The sequence below is a fragment of the Prevotella sp. 20925_1_30 genome (assembly GCF_041433025.1).
GTDB lineage: Bacteria > Bacteroidota > Bacteroidia > Bacteroidales > Bacteroidaceae > Prevotella > Prevotella vespertina.
Window position 1 is genome coordinate 1 of sequence record NZ_JAPWAR010000022.1, and the last position, 16,900, is coordinate 16,900.

The window sequence follows — 16,900 nt, forward strand, 5'->3', positions numbered from 1 at the left end:
AATAAAAACAACACTTTTCTTTTTCATTATTTATGGTGTAATGGACATTTGGTAGGCTGAAACCTCTCGGAACGCTTTTATTTACTACCTTTGCAGCATTTGAAAATCTATGAATAAGAAACAGTATCTTCTGTAATAGCTCAAATGTTAAAAAGAATGGGCATCGACGTTCTATTCAGATGTATTCCTGCAAGGATTGTGGTAGACAATTTCAAGGTGGTCTGCGTATAAATAATATTTCTCTATGGAACGACTATCTGACGGCAAATCGAACGATATCTGATCTACCCACTCTTTATAAATGTTCAGAGCGAACCATACGACGTAGGTTGAGCTTAGTAGTAGATAGCTTTACTGCTACTTACCCCAAATCTGCAGTAATAATATTGGATACAACATACTTTTCCAGGACATTTGGTGTGATGCTGTTTCAGGATGCTTCATCAGGCAAAATACTTTATCGCAAGTTTGTCAAAAACGAAACTAACAGAGATTATCTTGATGGACTTCGGTATATTGCGGAGCGTGGAACTATGATAAAAGCAGTGGTGTGTGATGGGCATGTAGGACTTTTACAAGCTATAAGTTTCTGCCCCGTACAAATGTATCAATTTCACCAATTTCAAATAGTTAGAAGATTCCTTACTAACAATCCACATTTGCCTGCAGGCGTTGAACTATTGGCATTAATGAGAAGGATGTTCTCTATGAGAAAAGAAGAGTTTATAACCGCTTTTGATAAATGGTGTGATAAATGGAAAGAGTTCCTAAATGAACGAACTCTCCTAATCTCGGGTAAGACAACACACAGAAGACTGAGAACGGCAAGACGTTCTATTAAGACACATCTGCCATGGCTCTATACGTGTGAGGAGCATCCGGATATGCAAATACAACAAACCTGTTGGAAGGATTTAACTCACAACTTAAAAGAGCACTGCATAATCATAATGGATTGAATGAAGCTAACAAGAAGAAGTTTATAGATGGATTCATAAATACAAAAAAGTAGGCTAGAATAACCAGCCTACCAAATGTCCATTACTAAAACCCGAGAGGTTTTCAGCCTACCAAATGTCCATTACGCCCAGAAATTCAAATAATTCGACCTCTCAAGTCATTCCCTTCGTCCTTTCATGGATTCTTTCTCCATCTTACATCAGCCTAAGTAAGACACAAGAAAGAGGCAATCTACATGAAACAAGATAATCTCTATCTTACTTTATAACTCTCATATCGCTTATTGACAATAAGGATAAAGAAGGGTTGTGTTGAATAGCTCTGCTTCGATCCCTGCTTTAAATCATAGGTCAAAAGCAATTCCTTCTTACCAACCTCGCAGAGTGACAAAGGTCGGAGGTCTGTTTTAAGACTAGTCTTAGGCATGATATAGGCAACAACAAAACTCTTATTAAAGTCAATATGAGTAGGTTCTCCCCCTTTACCCATGAATGCAGCCTCACCAAACTGCCGCTCAAACTCAGTCTTCGAAGTAATTTTTAGAATTACAGGCTTTGTTTCGTCACCAATATGGAAGTAGTTCCGCGCCTCAACAAAGGCTACTGGTTTACTCTCCTTCAAACTCTTCTGACTCGTTACACATGATGACAATAACACCAATGCAGCACTAAATGCAATTAAAAGTCTCTTCATCTCTATTTTTAATATCATTTAATTTCTAAAAAATTAACCCTATGTATCACTACAAAAAACATATGCGAAACACGTGCCAAAGGACTGACAAACTGCCAAAACATACCATTTTCTATCACAAAAGTAACCATTTAATGGACACAAAAACACATTTATGCACTTAAAAGAGGTTAATATTCTTGCTGGCACAAGCTTTGTTAATACTAATCATAGGCAGAGATTTCATCTTTGACTGACATTATAAACACATTAAAACATCAATTATATGGCACATGGACATGATGTTCTCCACATGATGGAGGGCAATAGTTACAGAACAAAAGAGGATTTGGTAAAAGCAATCATAGAGCACTTTGGATCAGAGGAGGAGTTCCACACTTGCTCTAGAGAGGGTATGAATGCAACAGAACTAGTTGATTTCCTCACCGAACGAGGTAAATTTATGCCTGCAACAGAGGGCTTCACGGTAGATACAACAAAGATTTGTAATCATTAAACATAGGCTTTTTAGTATAGAACAAACCATTTAATAAAAACAAAGAAACATGATAAAAATATATGGAATGAGCACTTGTCCGGATTGTATTGCCGTCGACGAGCATGTAAAGGGAGATAGCCGTTATGAAGTAATAGACATTGGTTCACACATACGATACCTCAAGGAGTTCCTTCGCCTACGCGATAATAACCCTGTATTCGACGATGCGAAAAAGCATGGATATGCTGGTGTCCCTTGCTTCCTACTTGAAGATGGCACCGTAACATTGTCTCCTGAAGAGGCAGGAATCCATCTTGATGATGCACCAGCGGCAGCTTCTTGCCGACTTGATGGCTCTGGTTGCTAAGCAAAACAGACTTAACAACAATCGTTTATATATAATGAGGGGAGGCACAACTGCAGTTACCTGCTATTATGCCTCCCCTTGACTGTCGACAGACAGTCTAATGTGTCTCTCCTGAACAATAATCAATCTAACCTTAATGACTTGATTATCTCTATTGTAACAATCACTAGTTATTTAATCAAAAGAAGACTGAGAAAGTAGTACACCACTACTCATTCCCTGTTAGTCTACCATTGCGTTGCAAATGTACGATAAATAGTTGATAGTAATGTAACGATTTCCGAAAAGATTGAAGAGCCTCTCTTCTTTTTGACATACATCAACATTTCAACCGCAGAAAACCAAGTTTCTTAGATATAATTAACCGTTTAATATATAACTATCAAGCCTTTATCGTTATTACATATTAGTCCTATTAAAAGCAAGAAAAGCTATTTTTAAAAACAAGACAGCAGTTATCTGTCTGCAAATAAGCAGTTACATCAAAGGCTGAGAACCAACCTATGAAATAACTGCTCCTACTTTGCTATCCTATTGTAAGAACCTACTTGTCAACAACTAGATGATCCCTTTCAATCCGTCAGGAACCACAATAGAGTCGCAATGAACCTGTTCCAATTTCTCTAAACCATGTTTGGTAATATGAAATCGTTGGCATCGTCCATCTTCCGAACAAGCCCGACGACGAATAAGAGAGTCCCGTTCAAGTGCAGCAATCACCTTAGATGCATTCGAACGAGTCATCCCCATCTCATCAGCAATCTCACCTGCTAACATCGGATTAGGCTGTTCGGAAAGCAAACAAAGTAGTGCCGCCTCATTGAGATTCAGCCCCACACGTTGTTGCAAGTCGGACTCAAAGCCCGTTACAAGGCGTGAGAGATCACGAATCTTACGAACACATTCACTATTCATGCGCCCTTTCTGCGTTACTTACTTTAGCAAGGTTGACTTGATAACCTCCTCAAATTGAGGCTTATTCATCGCTCCTGTCTGCATTGTAGGCTTACCTTCTTTAGGGATAAAGAGCAATGATGGGATTGAACGAATACCAAAGAGCGAAGCCAATTCAGCCTGTTTATCAACATCAACCTTATATACATCGATCTTACCTTCATAGTCTCCTGCTACCTCCTCAAGTATCGGAGCAGTTGCTTTACAGGGTCCGCACCATGTTGCATAGAAGTCTATAATAACTGGTTTATCGCCTTTGAAAACCCATGATTGTGGGTTCTTCTCATAGTCCATCACCTTCTCTTTGAACATCTCAGCAGTCATTTCTGTTACATTCATACCTTTTTCCTTTCCTTCATTTTGGTTATTTACATTTGTTTCTTTTGTTGCTTTGCCAGCAACAGTACTATCATCTGTCTTCTTAGCAGGCTTGTTATTTGCAGAACATGCTGTCATTCCTAAGATCATGATGGCAAATGCTAGTGTCGAGATACGCTTCATTTCCTTTTTACAATTATCTATTTTTATTATTACTTAAAGGTTTGATAAAACCTTATTGGATTATTCTTTCAATATTGTTTCCTATGGAAAACGATGCAAAGATACGCACTTTTATCAATAAGACCAAATTTCCTTTGGAAATTATTAAACCTTAACAATATCGCACGTGAGCCTTATTTTTGTTAAAACTAGCACTTTGCTCCTCTCCACATAACCAACACTTGGAACATTAGACATTATTTTTTGTACCTTTGTAAACAATCAATCTACTTGGTTGTTAGCACCCTCTTCGTGCCAAACTAAGGTGATAAAGAACTAAGATCATAAATCGTAAATCATAAAAACATCATTCGCATGAAAAGAATTATCTTATCTCTTGCTTGCACAATGGCTTCTGCAACAGGCTTAGCACAGCAAGCGCTCGATTGGAACAAGGCTCCTCTGGCATCACCAGTGGTAAATGCTGATAAGTCAGTAACCTTTAATGTCAATGCACCTGAGGCTCAAAAGGTGGAGATTGTGGGCGACTTTCTACCTATAGAAAAGGTGAAAACACCACAAGGAGAGTACGACCGACAAGGGCCACAACTCTTAAAAAAGAACGAAAAGGGCGTTTGGTCCTTCACTTCTACCCCTCTCCAACCCGAGTTATACACATATAATATACTGATAGATGGCGTCAAAGTAACTGACCCACTGAACGTTTATGCGGTCCGCGACATCGCTAGTACCTTCAGTATCTTTATGATTGATGGGGGCGTCAATGGCTTATATCAAGTGAAGGATGTACCTCATGGCACTGTTTCTAAGACCTGGTATAAGAGTCCAAAGGCTAATATGACACGCCGATTAACCATTTACACACCTGCAGGATACGAACAGAGCAAGGAGAAATATCCTGTTCTTTACCTCTTACATGGCATGGGAGGCGATGAAAATGCGTGGTCGGAACTAGGTCGAGCAACGCAGATTATGGACAATCTCATCGCTTCGGGCAAGGCGAAACCCATGATTGTTGTAATGACAAATGGCAATATCTCGCAGGAAGCAGCACCCGGTGAGACATCCGAAGGACTAAAAGTTCCATCCTTACAACTACCTAAGACGATGGATGGAAACTTTGAGTCTGCCTTCCAAGATGTGGTTAATTTCGTTGAACAAAACTATCGAGTAAAGGCGGACAAAGCGCATAGAGCCATCGCTGGTTTATCAATGGGTGGGTTCCATTCATTGTACATCTCTATCAATAACCCTAACTCTTTCGATTACATCGGATTGTTTTCTGCAGCTGTTAAACCCCATCAGAAGGAGACTACTTCACCGCTATACGAGGATACAAATAGCAAGGTTGACAATCTCTTCAAAGGCTCTCCTAAACTCTTTTGGATAGGTATTGGCAAGGCTGACTTCCTATATAATGAGAATGAGAAATTGCGTAATTACCTTGATTCCAAGCATTATCCTTACACCTACCTAGAGACAGATGGCGGTCACATCTGGCGTAATTGGCGCATCTATCTAGCAACTTTCGCACAACAGTTATTCAAGGATTAAATATCAAGAGAACCTCGCTTCCTATCAAGGAAACACCCTTCTCTATTTGAAGAGGGCGTTTCCTTGCTATGAGAAGAGCCTCCCTTTGATGTGAAGAAACGCCCTCTTCAAATGGAGAAGGGCGTTTCTTTAATTCTAAAATATGATTACCTCTATTCCCGTTCACCATCCACTCTCATCCAACTAGCAGTTTTCACTCCCCTCTCCATTCGGAGAGGGGATGGGGGTGAGGCTTTAGTTGGGATGGGAGTGAGGCTTCTTCTCCATTTCAAATGATATATGTGAAGTTTACTGGTGGGCATTTTATACCTCGCAACTAGCTACTCTTTTCCCAATAATAGACCAGTAGAGAGGATTATTAGTAGAAGCTAATGAGCAAGCAAAATAATGATGATTAGATTCAAATTATGCCTTAGCAGCATTTCAAGTATCGTTTATCAGGAATTGTCGTAACGCCTATTGAGGGTTATAAAAGAGCTTATCAGCAGTCTAAAAAACAAAAGAAGGTGTGCCTCACGACATACCTTCTCTTTCGTTTCTAGTCATTTTATCTATTCGAGCCTCTTGTCGGATTCGAACCAACGACCCCGAGATTACAAATCACGTGCTCTGGCCAACTGAGCTAAAGAGGCGGGTGGACAAGCGATTCCTATCGCACCGCTACAACCTTCTACCCTTGCTTTGTTCCCAACCTGGGGGATTTGAAGGGAGCTGGTCGTAGGAGACTTGCCCGTATGAAGCTCTCTCCTTACTTGGAAAAAGCGCTGCAAAGGTACATAAATTATTTATAAACACGAAAAGAAAGAACACCTTTTTCGCTTTTTAACAAATAATCTTAATTTTAGGAAGGAGGCACCTTATATATAATAAATAATCTGTAATTTTGCAGTATGACACACGATGAGCTCAAACAATTATCGGCGTATTCTCGTTACGACGGATTCTATCTTGCAATCCTTTGGGTTGCTAGTTTCGCCTGTTTATTATACTCTAGTTCCCTTCCAATATTGGGTCAGTTCTATACGATATTGCTCTTTTCTACCCCCTTCTTTGTGGCTTATCGGTTTAAAAAGTTCCGTGAGGAAGGGCGCAATGGGGTCATTTCTTTCAAGCGCGGATTGTTTTACTGCCTTCGAGTTCACTTCAATGCGGCACTCATCTTCAGCCTCCTTCAATGGTTGTATATGAATTATGTCGACAACGGAAGGTTGTTATCTATCCTTACAACTGTCTATTCCACACCACAAGCGAAACAGATGTTTACAACCATGAACGTATCTTACAATGATATAATTCGGCTCCTTTCAATGATGACGGAACCGGCTGTCTTGGCTGCAAATAGCTTTATTTCTGCAGTGGTATTCGGCGTTTTCTTATCATTAATCATTGCTGCATTAATGATGAAACAAGTACCCTCCTCTAATTCAAAACAATATTAATCCGAACATAAACAATGGATATTTCCGTTATAGTTCCTCTATTTAATGAGGAAGAAAGTCTACCAGAATTGCACGCATGGATACAACGCGTGATGATTGCCAACGGCTTCTCTTATGAAATAATCTTCGTTAATGACGGCTCAACTGACAATAGTTGGGGCATTATAGAAGAGCTTCATCGCAAGGACGAGCACGTTCATGGCATTAAATTCCGCCGTAACTATGGTAAGAGTCCAGCCCTATATTGTGGCTTCAAAGCGGCTAAAGGCGATGTTGTCATTACAATGGATGCAGACCTACAAGACTCTCCTGACGAGATTCCAGGGCTCTTCCGAATGATCACGGAGGATAAGTTTGACCTCGTAAGTGGCTATAAGCAGAAGCGTTACGACCCGTTATCTAAGACCTTGCCTACTAAGCTTTTCAATGCGACGGCACGTAAGATTAGTGGTGTACATAACCTCCATGACTTTAATTGCGGACTAAAGGCTTACCGCCGTGATGTGGTGAAGAACATCGAAGTATATGGTGAGATGCACCGTTACATCCCCTATCTTGCCAAAGAGGCAGGCTTCGATCGTATCGGAGAAAAGGTGGTTCACCACCAGGCACGTAAGTATGGTAAGTCTAAGTTCGGCATTAATCGATTCTTTAATGGGTATCTCGACTTACTCACCTTATGGTTCTTGACCAACTTTGGAAAGAAGCCTATGCACGTCTTCGGACTGCTTGGTTCCTTCGTATTCTTCATTGGCTTCATTGCACTCATTAGTCTATTTATAGAGAAGACTGTGATGCTCTTCAATGGAGAATATGGTGATTTGCTTTCAAATCACGCCTCTTTCTATATCGCTCTGACCGCTATTCTCTTGGGTACACAACTCTTCCTTGCTGGTTTCATAGGCGATTTAATCAGTCGAAGTAACCCTCGACGCAATGATTACCAGATAGAGAAAGAGATGTAAAAAAACTACTGATGTAATGCAAATGATGATAAATGACAAATATGCGAAGGCTAGCATGACGAGTAAAAAAGGGCTAAGAGTAATGCTCCTAGCCGTTTTCACTTGTTTGACAGCAGGTGTATTCCTCTCTTTGACAAGCTGTTCTGATATTGATTGTGGCGTTCACAATCCCGTAATGGCTAATTATGTCATACAGGGCGACAGCCTTCGTGACACCTTAACCATCAGTGCCCTTCGTGACGGAAAGGCTGATACTATATTGATTAACAGCCTTATTAAGACTTCAAAATTCAGTCTGCCGATGAGCTACGGAGGTGCACAAGACCGCCTGCGGTTCGTCTTAACCAATGCAGCAGGGCAATCTGTCGTTGATACCATCACGATAAGTAAGACTAATATTAGCCACTTTGAAAGTGTCGATTGTGCTCCTGCTTTTTTCCATAAACTTACTGCCGTAAGTACAACGGGACGTGCAGTTAGTCAGATAAACATCAATAATCCCAACGTAGACTACGATGGAACGAAAGAGAATATATACCTTCGTCTTACTCAGCATTAGTCTGTTTCTCCTTCTGCCAAGTGTTGCCCATGCACAACGAAAGCAAAAGGTGCAACCCACAAAGCCTGATACTGTGGCGTTCTTCAGGGGTGTTGCCGTTGGAGTTGACGTCGTCGGTCCCGCAATGAAGGCGCTCTCTTCTTACGGACAATACGAGGCTTTGCTACGAGTAAACCTCCAAGATAAGTATTACCCAGTGCTGGAAATCGGTGTGGGAGAGGCTAATAAGACGGATGATAACACTTCGACACAATTTAAGACACGTGCTCCTTATGGTCGTGTAGGTATCGACTTCAATGTTCTAAAGGACAAGCATGATGCCTATCGTGTGCTGGCAGGAGGACGAGTAGGCTATACATCCTTCAAATATGACGTTTCGGCACCTGCCGTGACGGACCCTATTTGGAGCAACCAAGTGCCTTTTGGTGGTACAGGTGTGCGTTCGCACCTTCTTTGGATAGAGGCTTCTTTCGGTGTAGATGCCAAGATTTGGGGTCCAATACATATGGGTTGGAGCCTGAGATATAAGGTTCGTGCCCATCAGAAGAGCAACGACTTAGGTGATCCATGGTATGTACCAGGCTACGGGCGAGGCGGTTCTTCAACGCTCGGAGCCACATTTAATGTTCTTCTCGAACTATAATCAACCAACTAGCAAATGCTCCATTCAACTCTAAAATGACCCTATTACGATTATGAAGAATAAGAAACTATATTGGCAAATACCCTTTCTTTTGGTGCTGCTCATCGGTTCCATCATTATTGTGAGGTGCCAACATGATATGCCCTATCAGCATAATACGGGCTTTATCTTCGGCACTGTCTATCACATCACGTACCAGAGTGATGAGGACCTGCAGCCTGAAATAGATGCAGAACTTAAACGCGTCAACCAGACCTTCTCAACTTTTGAGCCTTCATCGGTCATCTCGCAGATCAATCAAAACAAACCCGTCAAGATAAATGAGATGTTTGAAGAGGTGTTTACACTCGCTCAACAGGTGTCTAAGGAGACCAATGGTGCATTTGACATCACGGTTGCGCCAATGGTAAACATGTGGGGCTTCGGCTTCAAAACAGGCGTTCATCCATCAAAGGAGAAGATTGATAGCCTGCGACAAATCGTTGGTTTTAATAAGGTGAAACTGGTTGGTAACACCATACGAAAGCAAAACCCACGTATCATGTTGGACTGTTCTGCAATCGCAAAGGGCTATGGCTCCGATTGTGTTGCACGTTTGTTGGAACGAAGGGGAGTAAAGAATTTCATGATAGAGATAGGTGGTGAGATCGTTACTAAGGGCAACAGCGAGAAGAGATTGCCCTGGCATATTGGTGTAACAAAGCCTACTGACGATAGTGTGAACGTCAATCAAGAGTATGAGGCGGTACTGAATGTGACCGACCGAGCTATGGCGACAAGCGGAAACTATCGTAACTTCTATTATAAAGGAGGTAAGAAATACGCGCACACTATCGACCCTAAGACGGGATACCCCGTCCAACACTCTCTCCTTTCGGCTACTGTTCTAGCCAAGAACTGCGCTACTGCGGATGCTTATGCCACCTCCTTCATGGTGATGGGCATAGAGAAAGCCAAGCAGTTACTCGATCGTCACCCTGAGTTGATGGCGTATTTTATCTATTCAGATAGCAAAGGAAAGATGCAAGTATGGTATAGTAAAGGCCTCAGCCCAGCCCAATAAAAGCCTCACCCCCGCCCCCTCTCCGAATGGAGAGGGGAGTGAATAGATAGCAAGGGAATGGTTTGCTCAAGGTTTCCTAACCTTCATTTACAATACTATCTACTCCCCTCTCCATTCGGAGAGGGGTCGGGGGTGGGGCTTGATCGGGACTTGTTTGGGTTTATTTAATTGTTATGTTACAACTTTACAACGACCTTCTCCGCCTCCCACTCTTCCTCGGTATAGGTTCCAGTGAGCTTTCTGAGATTGTTGGGAACACCAAGTTCGGCTTCCACAAGCTGTTGGCTGGACAGTTATTGGCGGCAGAAGGCGACCGATGCACGCAACTCTTCTTTCTCATGGCAGGGTCGTTGAGCGTGGAGAGTCATGCTGATAACCACCGATATAGTATTGTAGAAGAGTTATCAGCACCGGCTGTCATACAACCAGAACACCTCTTCGGACTCATGTCGAGATACTCCCGTACCTTCTCCGCACAGACTGATTGCAGTCTATTGGCACTCAGTAAAGAGGAGATTCTACGCCTCCTTGACTCCTATCTCATCTGTCGCTTGAATTTTCTTAATATCCTTTCCATGCAAGCGCAACGGCAGGGTCGCACTCCATGGAGGCAGAATCCAACGGATATTCGCCAACAGTTCTTTGCTTTCCTGCGCCTTCGTTGCATTACACAAGCTGGTAGGAAAGTATTGAAAATAAAGATGGAAACACTCGGACATGAGCTTCATCAAAGTCGTCTGAACGTCTCTCACATGCTGAATCAGTTGCAGGAAGAAGGACTGATAAGTATTACTCGCAGTTTAATCACTATCCCACAATTAGAATTGTTACGATAGGAAACAAGCCTCTCCAAGCCTTTCTGTAGGAGGAGATGTAGCTTCGTGGGACATAGAAAACGATTATCTGCTTGCCTTTCGTGAGGCACACTCCCCCTTTCAGAGGGTGCAAGTAAGGTTTTCAAAGAAATCATTTCCAATCAAGCAAACGCTTTTTATGAAACAAAGAGAGCCTCCCTTCACTGCAAGGAGAGGCTCTTCTTCATGCAACGAAACGCCTTCTTCAAATGGAAAAGGGCGTTTCGTTCTTTTTGTCTTATTGCTTACTACAAAAGAATTAACGAGGACTTCATCTGCAAGTAAGCCTTTGGCTCTGTGCTTGCGCCTGTCATGATGATGAGAGCGAATTATCTTTTATAAAACTTCTCATACTCCCGTGCTACTTTGATATGGTCATGGTGCTTGCGAACATAGGCGTAACTCTGGTGGCGAAGGGCTGGGATTTGATTGAGATGAGTGACAAGCTGCGTAAGAGCTGACACACAACTCTCATACGAGGGGAGGACATTAATGATTGGGCGGAGCGTTGTCTCGTGCAGAAGAGCATAGTGTTCGGGTTCGCCCCCACCAATACATATAATGCCATGTGCCATCGCTTCAAGTGGATTCATTGATGGAGTATAGCTGTAGAGTTGGTCCATGATAGCATCAGAACCACGCATCGTCCGCACATACTCATCGAAGGGTAAGCCCGTAACAACCTTCAGATTCAATCGACTGGGATAGTCGACTTTCACCTTCTCAGCCGCTCGCAACATGATATCCGTGCCTTTATACACTGACCGGTTACGGCTGATTCCGATAAAGAGATTTAATTGTTTGGGGGATTCAGGGGCTATCTTCGGTTCGTCCCCCACAACGATTGGAAAAGGAATAAAGGTTGTCTTTGTGGGAAAAAACGGCTGATAGCAACACCAGTATTCGTAGAGTCCAGTGATAATACCATCACATTCCGCTGCCATCAGGCGGTTCAAGCGTTCCTTCTCAGTGCCAATCCAATCCTTCCGCTCGCTTACTGCCTCTTCATTCTGGCGCAGTTTCGTACCGAAATTGAAGTCACTATACCGCAAAGGCATCGTCGTGGAACAGGTATGAACCCAATAGTAATCCATGCCGAAAGCCCCCAGAAAGAGTTTTTTATTGTGCTTTTTGAGGTAACGAAAGATGTAGAAAAGGCGTTCGGCACGCAGTTCAAAGAAGATAGGGTTGATGAATTGCACCACATCATAGCCTCTCAAACGTGGTAAAAGAGCGTATATCTTTGCCAAGAGGCGCACTCCTCCCAGTCGTCCCGTTGGTCGGCTCACATCAATGTCACGTGGGTAATTCTTCCAAAAGTCGCCATTTGAGACCACAGTCACTCGATGTCCAAGTGCACGCAAACCCATTGCCAGCGTGTTATGAACATTGCTGTACTCGCCTAAGAGGAGGATTTTCATTATTCTATCAGTGCTTTTTTACCAGTAAAAACTATCTCTTCAGCGTCAAAGCCAACTGCAAGATCTTACGTCCCCAAGCGGTGTTGATGAGTCTTCGGAATAGTTTATAGTTACGCGTGTAGTCCTTTTCTGGCAATGGGAAGAGCCCTTGGTCGGTCAGTCGTAACAATACTTTCTCCAAGTGACCAGCGTCATGAGTGAGGCGAATAACATTATATAGATAGTCCATCGTTAGTTGCGCAATGCGCCGCTCCATAGCTATTCGATCCTTAACAGGCAAGTATTCCACCTTATCCTTCAGTCGGTTGATGATCTTCTCGATGTCAGTTAGACGCTTCAACTTGCTCTTCAAGTCCCGAGAATGGGTGATGGAACCCTCGTGCTGACGATAGTAATAAGCCTTGTTATTGCTTACGTAAAGTTTTTCAATGCGTAACATGAGCTGCGGAGTGAACTCTTCATCCTCATGTACAAAGCCCTTTGGGAATCGTAACTCATGTAGACAGCAACGGCGGAAGAGGTATCCCCAGGCACTAGCGTGTATGTTGTTATGCGTCATATAGTCCGTTCCGCTCACCGGACCAGTCCAGTCTGGACTTGGATTAGCCGTTGGCTTGTCCGAAGGAAAGAACATCACCATGTCTGCATCCTTGTATCTTACGATGTCAAGGCACTGCTCGTAAGGGCTAGTAAGCAGATAGTCGTCAGCATCAACGAACTGAATAAAGTCGCCTTCAGCCAATGTTATGCCTCTATTTCGAGCCTGACTCAACCCTTGATTATCCTGTCTTAGATAATAGATAGTCGATGACAACTCCATGAGTTCAGCAATGGGTGAACGGTCAGAACCATCATCTACGACAATAATCTGGCGTTCCGTCTCAGCGAGCGAGAGCGCAAGAATACTGTTGATACACTCTCGAAGCATCTCAAGAGGCTCATTGTGATAGGTCACGATGAAGCTAACTAGCGGTTTCGTAAGCCCATTTTGTGTATAAATTGATTGAGTTGACATAAGCGTTTAAGCCCTATTAAATGAAGAAACAATAGTTTCATTGTACCCTTATAAGGGAGTACTGGGAGCACAGGAGCAGCCTTCGTTGCCTCATAAACATCCATTTGAATGTTCAAAAGTGACTCATAATAAGCTGCTGTCAACGTCCCCCATTGTGCGAGATGACGCAAGTGAGCCTCCAAAAGATGGGTTAGCTCTTGTCCACCGGCACGTGCCGTAATACCCTGAGGGTTATCTGTGTAATAATAAAGACCCCGTCCCGTCGTCCCTATCACACCCGCTTTTGCGAGTAAGAAAGGCAATGTGTAAGCATCTTCAAACACCTTTCCAACAGGATAGCGAACGCCCTCGAAGAGCCGTCGACGATAGTATTTATTACAGGCGTAAGTATGCTGGTAGCCTCCACCAAGCCAATAGTCTCGAGCCGAGGTGAACGCCTTTTCGGAGAAAGTAAGCAACTTCTCGCATTGCTTATTGCCGTGATGTTGCATCACAGGATACTCCAGTATGTCATATTCTGGGTGCATATCCAGCACTGCAAGTAACGCCTCAATCGTACCCTCTTGGATAAAGTCATCAGAGTCAATGAAGGTCACATACTCCCCTTGCGCATGCTCCAGTCCCGTGTTACGAGCCGCCGATAAGCCTTGATTCGATTGATGAATAAGCGTGCAATTCGCCCGCCCTTGAATCATTCTCGAGGCTATCTTTGCCGAATCATCGGGGCTTCCATCATCAATGATAATCAGTTCCATCCTATCGTCCAACTGCATGAGCACACTCTCCAAACAGCGTTGGATGGTGTCTTCAACACGATAGATTGGAATGATAATAGACAGTAACATGTAATATTATTTGGTGCAAATATAATAAAAAAGAATGGTTTCCGTTCATATAGAAGATGAAAAAAAGCACTAATACCGATGGTTATCTCCATGTCTTGAAGTATATCAGCTTGTTTGGTGGTGTACAAGGACTTAATGTGCTGATAGGCGTTATTCGCAACAAAATCGTGGCTTTGTTGTTAGGTCCGCAAGGTGTTGGTCTTATCTCATTATTCAACTCTTCGATTCGACTAGTTAGTGATTCCACCAACTTCGGCATAGCAATAAGTGCCGTGCGAAACCTCTCCAGCGATTATGACAATGGTGAGGACGAACGTTTACAGGCTGATATTCGCATCGTGCGGTCGTGGAGTTTGCTTACAGCTGTGCTCGGAATGGTGGTCTGCATAGCCTTGAGTCCGTTGTTAAGTCACTATTCCTTCTCGTGGAATGGTTATACCTTCGATTTCATCCTACTCTCTCCTATCATCGCATTGACGGCTATCACAAATGGTGAAATGGCTATTTTAAAAGCCGTCCGACGCCTCCGACAGCTGGCAGAACTATCCGTTTATAACGTTCTCGGCACTTCCTTGCTCACCATCCCATTATATTACTTCTTCGGAGAGCGTGCCATCGTCCCCTCTTTACTGCTTGCTGCTGTGGTGCAAGTGGTGCTCACCCTCAGTGCTTCTTGGCGTCTCTATCCGTTCAAACTGTCCTTTTCACGTTCCGACCTCGGTGCTGGCTTGGGAATGATTCGGCTCGGTGTGGCGTTCGTACTGGCTGGTGTATTGGGTTCAGGAGCCGACTTCATCATCCGAAGTTACCTCAACAACGTAGCCAATACAGCGACTGTCGGCTTCTATAATGCTGCTTATATGATGACAATGGTATATGCAGGAATGATCTTCTCTGCCATGGAAACCGATTATTTCCCACGTCTCTCGGGGGTCAATCAGCTGTCATTTACTTTCCGTCAGACCGTCAATCGCCAGATTGAAGTGACTCTTTTGCTCGTTTCCCCACTGCTTGCTCTCTTCCTTCTGTTGCTTCCGCAGCTCCTTGAAGTGCTCTATTCAGGGCGATTCCTGCCTGCTCTTGGCATGGCACAAGTGCTCGTCTTGGCTATGTATGTGCGTGCCGTGCGCTTGCCGATGGAGTATATTAGTTTGGCAAAGGGCGCCTCTCGTGCCTATCTCATCCTCGAATCGACTTACGATCTATTGTTAGTAGCATTGCTCCTCACGTGTTTCAACAAGTGGGGAATCACTGGTGCGGGTATCGGAATAGCCCTCGCTGGTACGCTCCACCTGCTCATTGTCTATGTTTATATGGCTCGCAAGTATCGTTACCGACTGTCGGCTGATGTCGTGAAACTCGCTGCTTTCCAGTTTACATTGGGTATTCTCACCTTCTTCTGCGTACGTTCTGAACTCTGGCAATGGCGTTGGTGCGTGGCAAGTGGACTTTGCCTTGTGAGTGCGATAGCGTCCGTTCGGGTGTTAAGGAGTAAGACCGACCAGCAGTGGAACAGCCTCCGTAATAAGATAAAAGATAAGTTTATACGCCATGATAAAGGTTAGTGTGATTGTAGCCGTGTATAACACAGCACCTTATTTACGCCAGTGTCTCGACTCATTAATGCGTCAGAGCTTACGAGACATTGAAGTGCTTTGTGTTGACGATGGCTCTTCTGATAGCTCACCCGCCATACTTCGAGCGTATGCCGAGCGTGACGCACGAATCAAACCCACCTTCTTAAAGGAGAATAGGGGCTTAGCGCATGCTCGAAATGTGGCTCTTGCACAAGCCACGGGAGAGTATGTTTGCTTTTTGGATAGTGACGATTGGTTTGCTGATAATGCCCTTGAGAAAGTCTATAAGGCGTTCACGGCTGATATAGACACGGTTCTTTTCCATCTAGTGCTGCACTATGAAGATGGGAAAGAGCAAGATTTTCAAATGCAACCTTTCGATACTTTGTCGGGAGAGGAGGCTTTTAAAGAGAGTTTGACATGGCAGATTCATGGTGTATATGCCATTCGCAACACAATCCATCAAGCCTTTCCTTACGATGAAACACAGAAGACTTACACGGATGAGAATGTAACACATATTCATTACCTAAGGTCTCGGAAGGTGGCACTTTGTAGTGGTACTTACTTCTACCGACAGCGTAGTAGTTCCGTTACTCATCAAGTGAGTGGACAGCGATTCGACTTCCTTTTAGCGAATGAACGTCTACATCAACAACTCTTATCGTTGCGTGTTTCCGATGAAATAATCGCCTTTTATGAAACGAAACGATGGTTGAATCTCGTGGGACTCTACTTGTTTTACTATCGTCATCGCCGTTCGCTCTCTCCAGCCGACCGCCATCTTGGACTTGACATCATGCACCATGTGTGGGCAACAATCAACCTTTCTCTTGTCCGCCCCAGCCTTCTCCGCAAGTTTGGCTACCATCCTTTCCACCGTTCTTGGCTCCTCTTCCGTCTGCAAGAAGAGCTGTATTTCTGGTTGAGAGGAATCATTAAAGGCAATGAATAACCCTCCCGAAGAAAGGAATCGACCTACGGGAGTTCGTTAGAAGAGGTGCGAACGGAT

The 16,900-nt window shown here is 43.5% G+C and carries 17 protein-coding genes, 1 tRNA gene, 1 other RNA gene and 1 pseudogene; 12 read left to right on the forward strand and 8 right to left on the reverse strand.

Annotated features, from left to right (window positions below; all coding sequences use genetic code 11):
- The first annotated feature begins 179 nt into the window (after nucleotides 1-179).
- Nucleotides 180-1,012, forward strand: a pseudogene (locus tag O3603_RS09290) (transposase).
- Between the two features lie 200 nt (nucleotides 1,013-1,212).
- Here O3603_RS09290 and O3603_RS09295 read toward each other — a convergent pair.
- Complete coding sequence (locus tag O3603_RS09295; RefSeq protein WP_371522399.1) at nucleotides 1,213-1,653, reverse strand: hypothetical protein; 441 nt, start codon at nucleotides 1,651-1,653, stop codon at nucleotides 1,213-1,215.
- 265 nt (nucleotides 1,654-1,918) lie between these two features.
- Here O3603_RS09295 and O3603_RS09300 point away from each other — a divergent pair, with 265 nt between their 5' ends.
- Together O3603_RS09300 and O3603_RS09305 are read left to right on the forward strand one after the other, a co-directional pair.
- Entirely contained in the window at nucleotides 1,919-2,149 is a 231-nt protein-coding gene (locus tag O3603_RS09300; RefSeq protein WP_371522401.1) for a YecH family metal-binding protein, read from the forward strand.
- Nucleotides 2,150-2,198: 49 nt separating this feature from the next.
- Nucleotides 2,199-2,498, forward strand: coding sequence for a glutaredoxin-related protein (locus tag O3603_RS09305; RefSeq protein ID WP_314868298.1), 300 nt, complete (start codon nucleotides 2,199-2,201; stop codon nucleotides 2,496-2,498).
- A 558-nt stretch (nucleotides 2,499-3,056) separates the two neighbouring features.
- On the opposite strand, the gene O3603_RS09310 is transcribed toward O3603_RS09305, so the two are convergent.
- Complete coding sequence (locus O3603_RS09310; protein ID WP_314574159.1) at nucleotides 3,057-3,413, reverse strand: MarR family transcriptional regulator; 357 nt, start codon at nucleotides 3,411-3,413, stop codon at nucleotides 3,057-3,059.
- A gap of 18 nt (nucleotides 3,414-3,431) precedes the next feature.
- A complete protein-coding gene (gene trxA, locus O3603_RS09315; protein WP_036895040.1) occupies nucleotides 3,432-3,953 on the reverse strand; it encodes a thioredoxin in 522 nt (173 codons plus the stop codon).
- Between the two features lie 354 nt (nucleotides 3,954-4,307).
- Between trxA and O3603_RS09320 the strand changes: the two genes are divergently transcribed.
- Nucleotides 4,308-5,507: an esterase gene (locus O3603_RS09320; RefSeq protein WP_371522404.1), complete on the forward strand. Its 1,200-nt coding sequence runs from the start codon at nucleotides 4,308-4,310 to the stop codon at nucleotides 5,505-5,507.
- Between the two features lie 558 nt (nucleotides 5,508-6,065).
- On the opposite strand, the gene O3603_RS09325 is transcribed toward O3603_RS09320, so the two are convergent.
- A tRNA-Thr gene (locus tag O3603_RS09325) sits at nucleotides 6,066-6,139 on the reverse strand.
- Between the two features lie 3 nt (nucleotides 6,140-6,142).
- Nucleotides 6,143-6,239, reverse strand: an RNA gene (gene ffs / locus O3603_RS09330) — signal recognition particle sRNA small type.
- A 158-nt stretch (nucleotides 6,240-6,397) separates the two neighbouring features.
- On the opposite strand from ffs, the gene O3603_RS09335 reads away from it, so the two are divergent.
- From O3603_RS09335 to O3603_RS09360, 6 genes are all read left to right on the forward strand, one after another.
- A complete protein-coding gene (locus O3603_RS09335; protein ID WP_009434683.1) occupies nucleotides 6,398-6,946 on the forward strand; it encodes a DUF4199 domain-containing protein in 549 nt (182 codons plus the stop codon).
- A 14-nt stretch (nucleotides 6,947-6,960) separates the two neighbouring features.
- Entirely contained in the window at nucleotides 6,961-7,911 is a 951-nt protein-coding gene (locus tag O3603_RS09340; protein ID WP_371522406.1) for a glycosyltransferase family 2 protein, read from the forward strand.
- Nucleotides 7,912-7,993: 82 nt separating this feature from the next.
- The gene (locus tag O3603_RS09345; RefSeq protein ID WP_371522442.1) at nucleotides 7,994-8,470 is read left to right on the forward strand and encodes a DUF6452 family protein; all 477 of its coding nucleotides are present in this window, start codon (nucleotides 7,994-7,996) and stop codon (nucleotides 8,468-8,470) included.
- Nucleotides 8,427-9,113 (forward strand): DUF6048 family protein, encoded by a 687-nt coding sequence (locus O3603_RS09350; protein ID WP_371522408.1) that lies wholly within the window; start codon nucleotides 8,427-8,429, stop codon nucleotides 9,111-9,113. The genes O3603_RS09345 and O3603_RS09350 overlap by 44 nt, the downstream gene beginning before the upstream one ends.
- A 52-nt stretch (nucleotides 9,114-9,165) precedes the next feature.
- Complete coding sequence (locus O3603_RS09355) at nucleotides 9,166-10,176, forward strand: FAD:protein FMN transferase (RefSeq protein WP_371522410.1); 1,011 nt, start codon at nucleotides 9,166-9,168, stop codon at nucleotides 10,174-10,176.
- A 173-nt stretch (nucleotides 10,177-10,349) separates the two neighbouring features.
- Nucleotides 10,350-11,012 carry a cyclic nucleotide-binding domain-containing protein gene (locus O3603_RS09360; RefSeq protein ID WP_311453593.1) on the forward strand — a complete coding sequence of 221 codons (663 nt, stop codon included), beginning with the start codon at nucleotides 10,350-10,352 and terminating at the stop codon, nucleotides 11,010-11,012.
- A gap of 347 nt (nucleotides 11,013-11,359) precedes the next feature.
- Here the strand turns inward: O3603_RS09360 and O3603_RS09365 are convergent, their stop codons facing one another.
- From O3603_RS09365 to O3603_RS09375, 3 genes are read right to left on the reverse strand one after another with little or no spacing between them, the layout of a single operon-like run.
- Complete coding sequence (locus tag O3603_RS09365; RefSeq protein WP_371522413.1) at nucleotides 11,360-12,451, reverse strand: glycosyltransferase family 1 protein; 1,092 nt, start codon at nucleotides 12,449-12,451, stop codon at nucleotides 11,360-11,362.
- Between the two features lie 31 nt (nucleotides 12,452-12,482).
- Nucleotides 12,483-13,466: a glycosyltransferase family 2 protein gene (locus O3603_RS09370; RefSeq protein WP_371522415.1), complete on the reverse strand. Its 984-nt coding sequence runs from the start codon at nucleotides 13,464-13,466 to the stop codon at nucleotides 12,483-12,485.
- Complete coding sequence (locus O3603_RS09375; RefSeq protein WP_371522417.1) at nucleotides 13,418-14,311, reverse strand: glycosyltransferase family 2 protein; 894 nt, start codon at nucleotides 14,309-14,311, stop codon at nucleotides 13,418-13,420. The genes O3603_RS09370 and O3603_RS09375 overlap by 49 nt, the downstream gene beginning before the upstream one ends.
- Before the next feature lie 56 nt (nucleotides 14,312-14,367).
- Between O3603_RS09375 and O3603_RS09380 the strand changes: the two genes are divergently transcribed.
- Together O3603_RS09380 and O3603_RS09385 are read left to right on the forward strand one after the other, a co-directional pair.
- Nucleotides 14,368-15,876: an oligosaccharide flippase family protein gene (locus O3603_RS09380; RefSeq protein WP_371522419.1), complete on the forward strand. Its 1,509-nt coding sequence runs from the start codon at nucleotides 14,368-14,370 to the stop codon at nucleotides 15,874-15,876.
- Complete coding sequence (locus O3603_RS09385; protein WP_371522421.1) at nucleotides 15,863-16,843, forward strand: glycosyltransferase family 2 protein; 981 nt, start codon at nucleotides 15,863-15,865, stop codon at nucleotides 16,841-16,843. Before O3603_RS09380 ends, O3603_RS09385 begins: the two co-directional genes overlap by 14 nt.
- Nucleotides 16,844-16,900: the final 57 nt, after the last annotated feature.